The following is a 12779-nucleotide window of genomic DNA, read 5'->3' as shown; positions in this document are numbered from 1 at the left end:
CGCGGGCGCCTTACCGTCGAATCAGTAAGGAGCCCTTCCTGAATGGAGCGAGCGCTATGCAGCTTCCCCCGTTGCCGCACTGGGAGACCGCGCCGGACGACCTCCCGGCCGCGATTCGCGAGACCAAAACCGCGCTGCGGGCGCGGATCGAGGCGTCCGGGCGCACCGTGGAAGAGGTGTTCGCGGTGATCGAGGCTCGCGTCGCCGCCGCGGTCGAGGAGATCGAGGGGGCGAAAGCGCGCGGCGACGAGATCTGGCCGGTGCTGGAGTACGCCGACATCGAGGCGGGCCGGGTCTCCGAAGACGACCTGCACCGGATCCGGAAGCGCGGCTGCCTGATCGTGCGCGGGCACTTCCCGCGCGAGCAGGCGCTGGCTTGGGACAAGGGGATCGTCGACTACGTCGAGGGCAACCGGTTCTTCGAGAACTACCGCGGTCCCGGCGACAACTTCTTCGGCAGCCTCGTCTCCCGGGCCGGGATCTACCCGATCTACTGGTCGCCGGCGCAGATGGAGGCCCAGCAAAGCGACCGGATGGCGCGCGTGCAGGCGTTCCTCAACGCGCGGTGGAAGTCGGAATCCGACGGCGTCCGGTGGTTCGACCCCGGCCGGGATTCGCTGTACCCGGACCGCATCCGCCGCCGTCCGCCGGGCGCGGATTCCAGCGGTCTCGGCTCGCATCTCGACCCGGGCACGCTCGACCTCTGGATGACCGAGGCGTACCAGCGGGCGTTCCGGCATCTGTTCGACGGCACCGTCGAGTCCTACGATCCGTGGGACGCCGCGCACCGCACGGCCGGCCCGCAGTTCGAGGGTTCGACGATGTGCTCGGTTTTCCGCACTTTCCAGGGCTGGACCGCGCTGTCGGACATGAAACACGACCAGGGCGTACTGCACGCGGTGCCGATTCCGGAGGCGATGGGCTATCTGATGCTGCGCCCGCTGCTGGCCGACGTGCCCGAGGACGACATGTGCGGCGTCCTGGTGAACCACGTGTTCGCGGCCACCGAGAAGTGGCATTCCTTGCTGCTGCGGGCTTCCAGCGGTATTCCGGACGTGCGGGCCGGGGATTCCGTGTGGTGGCACTGCGATCTGATCCACAGCGTCGCGCCGGTGAAGAACCAGCAGGGCTGGGGCAACGTCATGTACATCCCGGCCGCGCCGTGGTGCCCGCGGAACGAAGCGTACGCCGGGGCGGTGCGGGAGGCATTCGAGACCGGTTCCAGTCCGTCGGACTTCCCGCCCGAGCATTACGAGCGCTCCTGGCCGGACCGGTTCGCTCCGGAACAGCTGAACGCGACCGGACGGCGCGGCCTCGGGATCGGGTGAAAGCGGTCTAGTCCATTCGGGGCGTCATGGACGTTCAGGCCAAGACGCGCCGATGCTGGCGGTCCCGCCTGTGGCGATGTCCAGAAATGCTTGAGTCGCCGCGGTAATCGGCCCGGACCGGTAGATCAGCCACTGCGGGAGTGTCTCCGGCGGCGAGAACCGGAGCACTTCCGCACCGGCCCGGCGGGCCAGTTCGGCCCAGCCGTCCGGCATCAGGCTCGCGCCGATCCCGCGCAGCACCATCGGCAGCACCACGCTCCGGTCGCCCACCTCGGCCGCGATCGACAGGTCCGGCACGGTCGCCGCGAGCCGGTCGAAGAAACCGCGCACCGCGGTCGGCGACGTGGTGACCACGAACTGCATCCCGCTGAGCTCAGCCCGCTCCACGGCCCCGTCCGAGCCGATTTCCGTACCGGGCGGGGCGACCAGCAGCAGTTCCTCGTCCCGCAGGTGGTGCGCGATCAGACCCGGCCCGACCGGGCGTTCCGCGCTCCCGCACACCCCGGCCTCGCACCGGCCCTGCACCACCATCGCGACCACCTCGGCCGCCGACAACGCCGCCGACGTGCTCACCAGCACGCCCGGATACCGCGTGCGCATCTCGGCGACGATGCTGATCACCGGCTCCAGCGCGGACGACGACGTGGCCGCGACATCGATCCGCCCGGCCGGTCCGTCGCCCGCCATCCGCGCGGCGGCGCGCAGGGCGTCGAGGTCGCGCAGCACCAGCCGGGCGCGTTCGGCGAGCAGTTCGCCGGCGTTCGACAGCACCGCGTTGCGCCCGACCCGGTGGAACAGCTCGACGCCCAGGTCCTGTTCCAGCTTCGCGATCGCCCGCGACAACGACGGCTGCGCCACCCGCAACGCCCTCGCCGCGTGCGTGAACCCGCCGTGCTCGGCGATCGCGACGAAGTACTCCAGCTGGCGGCGTTCCATAGCGATACGCTATCGGACTGGTGTCTCAGATGTCTTTGACGTACCGCCAGCCCGCGCGCGACGATAGGGCCCATGGTCCAGACGCGCCCGACGTTGCAGGGCACCTTCGGCATGGTGTCGTCCACCCACTGGCTCGCCTCGGCGGCCGCGATGGCGGTTCTCGAGGACGGCGGCAACGCCTACGACGCGGCGGTCGCGGGCGCGTTCGTGCTGCACGTCGTCGAACCGCACCTCAACGGGCCGGGCGGCGAGGTGCCGATGATCCTCGCCCCGGCAGGCGGCGCGCCGAAGGTGCTGTGCGGGCAGGGTCCCGCGCCGGCCGGAGCGACGATCGAGCACTACACCTCGCTCGGCCTGGACCTCGTCCCCGGCACCGGCCCGCTCGCCGCCGCGGTGCCCGGCGCGGTCGAGGCGTGGCTGCTCCTGCTGCACGACCACGGCACGAAGTCGTTGCGCGAGGTCCTCAAGTACGCCATTCACTACGCGGCGGACGGCCATCCGGCGGTCGAGCGCGTCGGCGCGACGGTGGAGACCGTCCGCGAGCTGTTCGAGAACGAATGGACGACGTCGGCCGAGTTGTACTTGCCCGGCGGGGTCGCGCCGAAACCCGGTGGGCTGCTGAAGAATCCTGCGCTCGCCGAGACCTGGCGACGGCTGATCGCCGAAGCGGAGGCGGCCGGGAGCGACCGGGAAGCGCAGATCGAGGCGGCGCGGAAGGCGTGGCGCGAGGGGTTTGTCGCGGAAGCGCTCGCCGCCTTCGCCGCGAAACCGGCGATGGACTCGTCCGGCGAACGGCACGCGGGCACCCTCACCGCCGACGACATCGCCGCGTTCCGGCCGACGTACGAGGACCCGGTCACCTGCACCTGGAACGGCTGGACCGTCGCGAAAGCCGGGCTGTGGAGCCAAGGTCCGTCCTTCCTGCAGCAGCTCGCGCTCCTGCCGGACGAGCTGGACTACGCGACGCCGGAGTACTACCACCGGCTCATCGAGGGCACGAAGCTCGCGATGGCCGACCGCGAGGCCTGGTACGGCGACAGCACGGAAGTCTCCATGGAGGCGCTGCTTTCCCCGGAGTACAGCGAGGCCCGGCGCAAGCTGATCGGCGAGCGCGCGTCCTTCGACCTGCGGCCGGGCAGCCCGGAAGGCCGCACGCCCCGGCTGAGCCGGCACGTGCACTACGTCGCGGGCGGCGGGGTCACCGCGTCGGCGATCGGGGCGGGGGAGCCGACCGTCGCGAAGGACGGCCTGACCCGCGGCGACACCTGCCACCTCGACGTCGTCGACCGCTGGGGCAACATGATCGCCGCGACCCCGAGCGGCGGCTGGCTGCAGTCCAACCCGGTGGTGCCGGAGCTGGGTTTCCCGCTCGGCACCCGGTTGCAGATGGCGTGGCTCGACCCGGGCCTGCCGAACTCGCTCGCCCCGGGCAAACGGCCGCGCACCACGCTCTCGCCGTCGCTCGCCCTGCGCGACGGCGTCCCGGTGATGGCGTTCGGCACCCCCGGCGGCGACCAGCAGGACCAGTGGAACTTCCACTTCTTCCTCGGTACCGCACTGCGCGACAAGGTCCGCGGCGGCCTCGATCTGCAAGGCGCGATCGACGCGCCGAACTGGCACACCGACAGCTTCCCGAGTTCGTTCTACCCGCGCGGCATGGCGGCGGGCAGCGTGACGGTGGAGTCGCGGATCGGCGCGGAGGTGATCGCCGCGCTGGAAAGCCGGGGGCACGACGTCACGGTCGGCGAGCCTTGGTCGGAGGGGCGGCTGTGCGCGGTGGCGAAGGACCCGGAAACCGGGGTCCTGTCGGCGGCCGCGAACTCGCGCGGGGCGCAGGGGTACGCCACGGGGCGGTAGCGGGGATTGACAAGCGCTGTCCCGAAAAGGACAGCGTTTGTCAGTGCTTTCGGCAGATTTACAACGTTGTATCGCGGTGCCACACTGAGGTCGCTCGGTTTCTTCTTTCCCGTGTCCGGTAGCCGACCGAAAGAAGCTGTCGATGTCCTCCTCCGCATCTCCCCGCGAAGTCAGCCGCCGCGCCGCCCTGCGCTGGGCGGGCACCGGCGCGGCCGCCGGGGTCGCGCTCTGGTGCCTTCCGGAACTGGTCCAGTCCACCGCCGCCGCGGCTCCCGCGGGCACGCTGCGCCCGCCCGCGACGCCGCTCGTGGTGCGCTCGCCGTATCTCTCGACCTGGCAGGCAGCGGACACCCTGCCCGGCACCTGGTCGACGTTCTGGAACGGGCACGTGACCGCGCTGTGCGGCATCGCCCGGATCGACGGCACCGCGTACGTGTTCGCCGGTGCGCCGCAGTTGCCGTCCGGCCCGAGCCTGACCCCGATGACGCAGAACTCCTTGCAGATCACCGCGACCCGCTCGATCTACGAACTCACCGGCGGCGGCGTGACCCTCACCGTCACCTTCTTCTCGCCGGTCGACCCCGGCAACCTCCAACGGCAATGCGTGCCGTTCGGCTACGTCACCGTCGCCGCCGCGAGCACTGACGGCCGGGCGCATAGCGTTTCGTTGCATTTCGACTCGTCGGCCGAGTGGCTGCAATGGGATTCGGCCACGCCGGTCGGCTGGCAGCACCAGGAATCCGGCGGCATCACCTCGCTGAGCGTCCAGGCCGCTTCGCCGACTGCGCTCGCCGAGGACGGACACGACCAGCCGCGCTGGGGTTCGCTCGTGCTCGCGGTGCCTTCGGCCGGGGTGACCTGGCAGATCGGGCAGGACACGGTCGTGCGTGCGGCGTCGGCGAACGGGGGAGTGCTGCCCGGGACGAGCGATCCGGACCAGCCAAGAGCGATCAACGACCGCTGGCCGGTTCTTGCGTTCGCCAAAGACCTGGGCACGATCCAGCCGGGCGCGGCGGCCGATCCGCTGGTGGTGGCGATCGGGCACGTCCGCACGCCTGCGGTCAGCTACCTCGGTGCGCAACTGGCACCGTGGTGGACGCATTACTGGTCCTCCTGGCAGGACATGGTCGCGTGGTTCCACGCCGACTACCCGGCCGCGCTCGCCGCGGGGATCGCGCTGGACCAGCGGATCGACAGCGAAGCGTCCGCCGCGGCCGGCGACCATTACGCGGCGATCTGCGCGCTCGCCCTGCGCCAGGCGTTCGGCGGCACCGAGCTGGTCGATCGGAACGGCTCCCCGTGGGCCTTCCTGAAGGAGATCTCGTCCAGCGGCAATGTGTCCACAGTGGACGTGATTTATCCGGCGCTGCCCGGCTACCTCCATCTCTCGCCGGATTTCGTCCGGCTGCTGCTGGAACCGGTGCTGGATTACGCGGAGCACGGCGGCTGGCCGATGACGTTCTCGGAACACGACATCGGCGCGTCCTATCCGAACGCGGCCGGGCACAACGACGGCAACGAGGAAAGCATGCCGGTCGAGGAATCGGCGAACATGCTCATCATGTCCGCCGCGGTCGCGCAGCGCCTGGATTCCGCGGCGGCGAAGGCGTTCGCCAGCGCTCACTACGGAATTCTGCGGCAATGGGCTGAATACCTGGTGGGCAACACTCTCGATCCGGGCAACCAGAATCAGACCGACGACTTCACCGGCTGGATCGCGCACAGCGCCAACCTCGCGTTGAAGGGCATCATCGGCGTCGGCGCGATGGCCGTTCTCGCCGATGTCACCGGAAATTCCGCCGATGCCCTGCGGTACCGCTCGATCTCGCGGTCGTACGTCAGCCAATGGACGACCTTGGCCGATGACGGCTCGCACCTGCGGATGGCGTACGACCAGCCGGGCACCTGGAGCCTGAAGTACAACGGTTTCGCGGACCGGTTGCTGGGCCTCGATCTGGTGCCGCTCGGCACTGCTGCCCGGGAAGCCGCCTGGTATCAGTCGAAACGCGGAGCGCACGGCGTTCCGCTGGACCTCCGCCACGACTACACCAAAGCCGACTGGGAGTTGTGGACAGCCGCTTGGCTGACTGACCACACCGACATCCGCACGACGCTTGTCGAAGGCGTCTACAGTTTCGCCAACACCACTGGTTCGCGGGTTCCGTTCTCAGACTGGTACTTCGTCGCCGACGCCCGGCAATCCGGCTTCCAAGCGCGCCCGGTCGCCGCTGGATACTTGGCTTTGCTGCCGCGCCCAGCCGCCTCGACGACGTCGTGGCGGCGGATCCAGAACCAGCGATCCGGGAAACTGCTGGCGGTGCAGGACATGTCGCTTTCGGACACTGCCGACGTGACGCAATGGCAGGACAACGGCACGGTCGATCACGTGTGGACAGTCGTGGACAGCGGCGACGGAACGGTGCGGATCATGAACCGCAACAGCGGCAAGGTGCTCGCGGTGCACGACCAGAGCCTGGACAACGGTGCACATGTGCAGCAGTTCCAGGACAACGGAACGCCGGATCACCTGTGGCGCATCGTGGACGCGGGCGGCGGCTGGTGGAAAATCGTGAACGTCCACAGTGGAAAGGTGATGGCGGTCGACCAGCAGTCCACTGCGGACGGTGCACAAGTGACTCAGTGGGACGACAACGGGACGCCGGACCACCTGTGGCGGTTCATCTGAGCCGGGTTACCGGGAGACGGAAGCGGCGGAATCCGTGTACCGCGCGCGAAGTTCTCGCTTGAGCAGCTTCCCGGTGGCATTGCGCGGAAGCTCGTCCACCACTTCGATCCGGCGGGGACACTTGAAAGCGGCGATCCTTTCGCGGCAATAAGCGATCACCGCGTCCCCGTCGAGGGAGTCTCCGGCGGGAACCACCACCGCGATCACGGTTTCGCCCCACTGCGGATCCGGCGCGCCGATCACCGCGACGTCGGCGATGTCCGGATGCCGGTGCAGCACCTGCTCGACCTCGATCGGGTAAACGTTCTCGCCGCCGGAAATGATCATGTCTTTCTTGCGGTCCACCAGCGTCACGAAACCGTCGGCGTCGCTGCGGGCCAGGTCGCCGGAGTGGAACCAGCCGCCGCGCAGGGTTTCGGCGCTCGCTTCGGGCAGTCCCCAGTAGCCGGCGAAGACATTCGGGCCGCGCAGCACCAGTTCGCCGACCGTCCCGGTGGGCACGTCGTCGTCGCGTTCGTCCACGATGCGCGCCTCGACGTGCAGGAAGGGCCGTCCGACGGACCCGGCGTGCGAGCGCACGAACGCCGATTCCAGCACCAGCGCGGCGGGGGAGAGCTCGGTCATCCCGAAACCCTCGACAAAGGTCAGTCCCTTGCCCTCGTAGAATTCGATCACCGGCAGCGGGCACGGCGCGCCGCCGCACAGCAGATACCGCAGCCGCGACAGGTCGTAGGAATCGAAATCCGGGACCTGCGTCATCGCCGCCCACATCGCGGGCACCATGAAGTGGACGGTGACCTTCTCCCGCTCGATCAGCACGAGTGTCTCTTGTGGATCGAACTTGCCCGCGACCACCACGGTGCCGCCCGCGTACAGCAGCGGCAGGGTGAACAGCGCCAGCCCGCCGATGTGGAAAAGCGGGGCGACCGTCAACGTGATGTCCGAGGGGAGGATGCCTTCCCCGGAGGTGAGCACGTTGATCGCGTTCGCCTCGAGGTTGCCGTGCGTGAGCATGGCGCCCTTGGGCCGCCCGGTGGTGCCGGAGGTGTACATCAGCACCGCGACGTCGTCCGGCCCGGTCGGTTCGGGCGCGACGCGGCCCTCTCGGGCGAGTTCGTTGTTGTTGACCAGCGTCCGAGCGCCGGAAGCCTCCTTCGCGAGCGCGGCGAAGGTGTCGTCGTGCACCACGACCACCGGCCGGGCGTCGTCGAGCAGATACTCGACTTCGGCCGCCGCGAGCCGGAAGTTGATCGGCAGCGTGATCGCGCCGAGCCACGCCACCGCGAAAAGCGTTTCGAGGTAGCCGGTGGAATTCAACCCGAGCAAGGCCACCCGGTCGCCCTTGCGCACGCCCAGCTCGCGCAGCGCCGCCGCTCGTCCCGCGACCCGGCGTTCGAGGTCGGCGTAGGTGATCCGCTCGCCAGTCTCGGCGGCCACGAGCGCGACCGACTCGGGGGTGACGGTGCTGCGCCGGGCAATCCACTGCGCCAAGCTCGATGCCATGCCGAGACTCCTTCGTCGCCGGGGACCACGACGAAGGTAACCGTACGGACGGTCAGTGGTCAAACCTTCGGTTACAGTGGGCCGATGCCACCCAAAGGCCGCGCCGGGGACATCCTGGCGACGTTCACCCGCTACGTCGCCGAGCGCGGGTACGACGCCACGAACTTCTCCGACATCGCCGGCGAACTGGGGCTGTCGAAGGGCACGATCGTGCACCACTTCGGCACGAAGGACCGGCTGCTCGCCGCGCTGCACGAGTCGTACATGCGCCGCAGGCTCGCCGAGGCCGCGCTGATCCGCGACCGCCTCCCGACCCCGACCCGGCAACTGGCCGGGCTGCTGTACGCGTTCGTGCTGTACCAAGTGGTGGACCGGGAGGCGACCGTCGCGTTCCAGCGCGAGGTCGTCCGGCTGGCCGACCACGAAGCGATGGCCGAGGGCCGCCGGATGCGCGCGGAATACCTCGACCTGGTGCGGGCGGTGCTGTCCGCGGGCGTCGAGTCGGGGGAGTTCCGCCCGTGCGACGTCGAGGTGCAGAGCCTGCTGATCTTCGGCTCGGCGCAATGGGCGTGGACGTGGTTCGACCCGACCGGCCCGGTGTCGGCGGAGCAGGTGGGCGCGCAGCTGGTCGAGCTGGTCCTGGGCGGACTGTTGACGCGCCGCGCCCGGCTCAACGGGCTGACCGAGGCGGACGGCAAGGTGGTCCAGGTCGTACGTCAGTCCATTGCGGACACTACCGGATCCTGAGTCGCCGCATCATCTTCAGTCCGGACAGCATTCCTTCCACGTACTTCTCGTACTTCTGCCCCGGTCGCGGGCTCATCACCGGCTTCTTCAGCACCGCCAGGTTCTGCACGTCGGTGTACTTCAACAGCCCCTGATCCCCGTGCCGGGCGCCGACTCCGGATGTCTTCACGCCGCCGGACGGGGTCCCCTTGGCGGCGTACGCCGTCGCCAGGCTGTCGTTCACGTTGACGTTGCCCGTCTCCAACCGGGCCGCCACCGCGGAAGCTGCGCGAAGGTCCTTGCCCCACACCGAAGCGTTCAGCCCGTAATCGGTGTCGTTGGCCAATTCGACGGCCTCGTCCACCGTCCGGTACCGATGCAAGGCCACCACCGGGCCGAATGTTTCGGTGACCCCGCACAGCATGTCCTTCGTGACGCCTTCCAGAATGGTCGGCTCGAAGAACGCCGGGCCGAGATCCGGCCGGGGACGGCCGCCGCACAGGACGGTGGCTCCCTTTTCGACCGCATCGTCCACATGGGACTTGACCCGGTTCATGTGGTCCACCGAAACCAGCGAACCCATTTCCGGGCCGAAATCGTACGCGGCCCGTACGTCGAGCGAAGAAGCCTTGGCCACAAAGGCTTCCTTGAATTCCTCGTAGCGCGACTCCGGCAGGTAGATCCGCTCGATGTGCATGCAGATCTGCCCGGTGTTCCCGAACGCGCCGAACACCGCGCCCGGAACCGCGTCCGCGAAATCGGCGTCCGGCAGCACGATCATCGGGTTCTTGCCGCCGAGTTCGAGACAGCAGCCGATCAGATTCCGGCCCGCCTGCTCGCCGATCACCTTCCCGGTGGCGGTGGAGCCGGTGAACATGACGTAGTTCGCCTGGTCGATGAGCGTCGGGCCGACGTCCGGGCCCTCGCCGCACACGACCTGGAACAGGCCCCGCGGCAGCCCGGCTTGTTCGAGCAGTTGCACGCCATACAGCGGCGAAAGCGCGGTCTTGTTGTCCGGCTTCAAGACCACCGCGTTGCCCGCCATCAGCGCTGGGATAGCGTCGGAAATGCCGGTAGCGAAAGGGAAATTCCACGGCGCGATGATCCCGACCACGCCCTTGGGCACCCGGATCTCGGTCGAGGACGACACGAGCGGCACCGGTCCGCCGCGCCGCGTCGGAGCCAAGAGTTTAGGCGCGCGCCGCAGATAGTGGCTCATGATCATCGGCGGATCGCACGTTTCCTCGATCGCCATCCGCCGGTTCTTGCCGCTTTCGACCTGGATCAGGTCGGCGATCGTCCGTGCGCGGTCGATGAACAGCGCATGCGCGCGCCGGAACACCGCGAGCCGTTGTTTGAGCGGCGTCGCGGCCCATTTCTTCTGCGCCGCCCGCGCGGTGGCGAACGCCTGCTCGATGTCCGGCGGCGTCGATTGCGGCAGGTCCACCAGGACGTCGCCGGTGTAGACCTCGGTGAGCGGCCACACCGCGCCGCCCGAACCCGGCACGCGCGCGACGAGCCCGCGGAGGAATTCGTCAGTCGCCGAAGCCGGGCGGGTGGGCCGGACCGGGGTGAGGGTCATGGGTCTCGCGCTCCCGTCAGTTGCCGGAAAGGACCAGCTGCGCGCCCATTTCGCCGATCATGATGCAGGGCGCGTTGGTGTTGCCGCCGGTGATCGACGGCATGATCGAGGCGTCGCAGACCCGGAGCCCGTCGACTCCGCGCACCTTGAGGTCGGGCCCGACGACGGCCAGGTCGTCCACGCCCATCCGGCAGGTGCCGACGCCGTGGTAGACCGACGTCGCGCGGTTGAGGATCGCGTCGCGCAGTTCCTGGCCGCGCAGCTGCTTGCCCGGGTGGATCTCCTCGTTGACCGAGCCCTTGAACGCCTTCGACGCGAAGATCTCGCGCACCATCTCGGAGCCCTCGCCGAGCACTTCCAGGTCGGCCGGGTCGGAGAGGTACTGCGGGTCGATCAGCGGCGCAGCGGCCGGGTCCGCCGAGGCGAGCCGGATCGTGCCGCGGCTCTTCGGGTAGATCAGCGTGGTGAGCACGGTCAGCGCCGGCCGCTTGTCGACCGGATGCCGGACCGGCGCGTCCTGGTTCGGCGAGACGTACGCCCACGGCAGCAGGTGCAGCTGCAGGTCCGGGACGTCCGCGGCCTGCGACGTCTTGAGGAACGCGAGCGCTTCGAACACCGAGTTCGCCAGGAACGTCGAACCCGGCTTGAGCAGTTCGCGGGCCATCCCGCGGGCGAAATACGGTGCGGTGCCCTTGTTCTTGCACGAGGAGACCTGGAACGTCAGCGCGTGGAACATGTGGTCGTGCAGGTTGTCGCCGACCGGCAGATCGGCGAGCACGTCGATGCCGTGCTCCTTGAGGTGCTCGGCGTGCCCGATCCCGGACAGCATCAGCAGTTGCGGCGACCCGACGAACCCGGCGGCGAGGATGACCTCCTTGCCCGCCCGGACCGTGCGGCGGGTGCCGTTGGCGTCGGTCACCTCGACGCCGGTCGCGCGGCCGTTCTCGATCACCACTTTCCGCACGAACACCCGGGACTGGATCTCGAGCGTCCGGGGCGCGAGGTGGTGCAGGTAGCCGCGCGAGGCGCTGTAGCGCAGGCCGTCGGCAGCGTTCTGCTGCATCCGGCTGACGCCCTCCTGGGATTCGCCGTTGTAGTCGTCGATGATGTCGCAGCCGATCGCGTCGGCCGTCGCGTCGAGGAACTGCAGCGTGCCTTCCTGCGGGATCTTGTTGCGGGTGATCTTGATCGGCCCGCCCGCGCCGCGGAAGGCGTTCTCGCCGTCCTCGAAGTCCTCCATGCGCTTGTACGCGGCGTTGACGCTGTCGGCGTCCCAGCCGGTGTTGCCCTCGGCCGCCCAGGAGTCGAAATTCGCCCGGTTGCCGCGGACGTAGACCATCCCGTTGACCGAACTGGAGCCGCCGAGCACCTTCCCGCGCGGCACCGGCATGCGCCGATCGAGAACATGTTTCTGCGGCACCGAGTAGAAGCCCCAGTCGCTCATTTTCTTGAGCTGGGGCACCGCGTGCAACGGGGCCACCAGCCCCGGCTTGCGCAACAGCAGCTGCTCGTCGCTCTTGCCCGCTTCGAGCACGATCACGCTGGCCCCGGACTCCGCGAGCCGCCCGGCGACGGCAGCCCCCGAGCTGCCCGACCCGACGACCACGTAGTCGGCTTCGCTCTTCCGGGCCACCCTGGCTGCCATGTCCGCTCCTCGTCCCGCGCCCCGCCGAAACTGTAACCTGTTCTAGTTCAGGCACGGTATAGCTTTCCCGCCGACCGCGCAACGCCTCGCGCGCGGACCTGATTGACTTGCTCCCATGGGGACCGAGGAAGCGAACCGCCGCATCGACGCCGCGCTCGCCGCCGGGGAGACGACGCTGGATTGCAGCTGACGGAAGTCTCGCGGCGGGTGGCGGACATCGGCGGTCTCGAGACGCCGGAGGCCGACCGGGACCGGCTCGTCGAGCTGCCGTGCTCGCTGGCCGGTCTCGGGCCCGCCGAATTGTTCGTCGACGGCGACCGGCTGGCGGAGCTGCCTGCCTCGTCGGCGCGATGCCCGGACCCCGCGTGAGCGGCCTTGCTCCGTTCGGTGCGACCCCGCGCACACTGGCTGCGCAAACCAGGCGATAGCGGACACCCCGGACGCTCGGGCGATTGACGACCGGCCGGACACCGCCGTACGGTGCTGCTCGCGCGACGGCTTCCCGAAGCCGGTGAG

General features: G+C 69.2%; 9 protein-coding genes. 5 read left to right on the top strand and 4 right to left on the bottom strand.

Going from position 1 to position 12779, the window contains the following annotated elements; translation table 11 throughout:
- The first annotated feature begins 56 nt into the window (after window positions 1-56).
- Window positions 57-1328, top strand: coding sequence for a YbiU family protein (locus EIZ44_RS40345; RefSeq protein WP_134734176.1), 1272 nt, complete (start codon window positions 57-59; stop codon window positions 1326-1328).
- 24 nt (window positions 1329-1352) lie between these two features.
- On the opposite strand, the gene EIZ44_RS40340 is transcribed toward EIZ44_RS40345, so the two are convergent.
- Entirely contained in the window at window positions 1353-2264 is a 912-nt protein-coding gene (locus EIZ44_RS40340; RefSeq protein WP_134734175.1) for a LysR family transcriptional regulator, read from the bottom strand.
- A 72-nt stretch (window positions 2265-2336) separates the two neighbouring features.
- On the opposite strand from EIZ44_RS40340, the gene EIZ44_RS40335 reads away from it, so the two are divergent.
- Window positions 2337-4121: a gamma-glutamyltransferase family protein gene (locus EIZ44_RS40335; protein WP_134734174.1), complete on the top strand. Its 1785-nt coding sequence runs from the start codon at window positions 2337-2339 to the stop codon at window positions 4119-4121.
- A gap of 142 nt (window positions 4122-4263) precedes the next feature.
- Window positions 4264-6807 (top strand): glutaminase domain-containing protein, encoded by a 2544-nt coding sequence (locus tag EIZ44_RS40330; protein ID WP_134734173.1) that lies wholly within the window; start codon window positions 4264-4266, stop codon window positions 6805-6807.
- Window positions 6808-6813: 6 nt separating this feature from the next.
- Here the strand turns inward: EIZ44_RS40330 and EIZ44_RS40325 are convergent, their stop codons facing one another.
- On the bottom strand, window positions 6814-8310 hold the full coding sequence (locus EIZ44_RS40325; protein WP_134734172.1) for an acyl-CoA synthetase: 1497 nt from the start codon (window positions 8308-8310) through the stop codon (window positions 6814-6816).
- A gap of 84 nt (window positions 8311-8394) precedes the next feature.
- Between EIZ44_RS40325 and EIZ44_RS40320 the strand changes: the two genes are divergently transcribed.
- Window positions 8395-9057: a TetR/AcrR family transcriptional regulator gene (locus tag EIZ44_RS40320; RefSeq protein ID WP_134734171.1), complete on the top strand. Its 663-nt coding sequence runs from the start codon at window positions 8395-8397 to the stop codon at window positions 9055-9057.
- On the opposite strand, the gene EIZ44_RS40315 is transcribed toward EIZ44_RS40320, so the two are convergent.
- Together EIZ44_RS40315 and EIZ44_RS40310 are read right to left on the bottom strand one after the other, a co-directional pair.
- The gene (locus EIZ44_RS40315) at window positions 9044-10618 is read right to left on the bottom strand and encodes a succinic semialdehyde dehydrogenase (protein ID WP_134734170.1); all 1575 of its coding nucleotides are present in this window, start codon (window positions 10616-10618) and stop codon (window positions 9044-9046) included. The two genes, EIZ44_RS40320 and EIZ44_RS40315, sit on opposite strands and share 14 nt — an antisense overlap.
- Window positions 10619-10634: 16 nt before the next feature.
- On the bottom strand, window positions 10635-12263 hold the full coding sequence (locus EIZ44_RS40310; protein ID WP_037820124.1) for a GMC family oxidoreductase: 1629 nt from the start codon (window positions 12261-12263) through the stop codon (window positions 10635-10637).
- A 180-nt stretch (window positions 12264-12443) separates the two neighbouring features.
- Between EIZ44_RS40310 and EIZ44_RS40305 the strand changes: the two genes are divergently transcribed.
- On the top strand, window positions 12444-12632 hold the full coding sequence (locus EIZ44_RS40305) for a hypothetical protein (RefSeq protein ID WP_043827059.1): 189 nt from the start codon (window positions 12444-12446) through the stop codon (window positions 12630-12632).
- Window positions 12633-12779 lie beyond the last annotated feature (147 nt).

The organism is Amycolatopsis nivea, assembly GCF_004522235.1.
Classification (GTDB): Bacteria; Actinomycetota; Actinomycetes; order Mycobacteriales; family Pseudonocardiaceae; genus Amycolatopsis; species Amycolatopsis nivea.
The sequence above is the reverse complement of the archived record's forward strand: the minus strand, read 5'-3'. Positions and strand labels throughout refer to the sequence as shown.

What these genes read in the sequence shown, in the direction of transcription:
- EIZ44_RS40345 (WP_134734176.1), top strand. Translation starts at nt 57, where the DNA reads ATGCAGCTTCCCCCGTTGCCGCACTGGGAGACCGCGCCGGACGACCTC.
- EIZ44_RS40325 (WP_134734172.1), bottom strand. Translation starts at nt 8,310, where the DNA reads ATGGCATCGAGCTTGGCGCAGTGGATTGCCCGGCGCAGCACCGTCACC.
- EIZ44_RS40330 (WP_134734173.1), top strand. Translation starts at nt 4,264, where the DNA reads ATGTCCTCCTCCGCATCTCCCCGCGAAGTCAGCCGCCGCGCCGCCCTG.
- EIZ44_RS40320 (WP_134734171.1), top strand. Translation starts at nt 8,395, where the DNA reads ATGCCACCCAAAGGCCGCGCCGGGGACATCCTGGCGACGTTCACCCGC.
- EIZ44_RS40310 (WP_037820124.1), bottom strand. Translation starts at nt 12,263, where the DNA reads ATGGCAGCCAGGGTGGCCCGGAAGAGCGAAGCCGACTACGTGGTCGTC.
- EIZ44_RS40315 (WP_134734170.1), bottom strand. Translation starts at nt 10,618, where the DNA reads ATGACCCTCACCCCGGTCCGGCCCACCCGCCCGGCTTCGGCGACTGAC.
- EIZ44_RS40340 (WP_134734175.1), bottom strand. Translation starts at nt 2,264, where the DNA reads ATGGAACGCCGCCAGCTGGAGTACTTCGTCGCGATCGCCGAGCACGGC.
- EIZ44_RS40335 (WP_134734174.1), top strand. Translation starts at nt 2,337, where the DNA reads ATGGTCCAGACGCGCCCGACGTTGCAGGGCACCTTCGGCATGGTGTCG.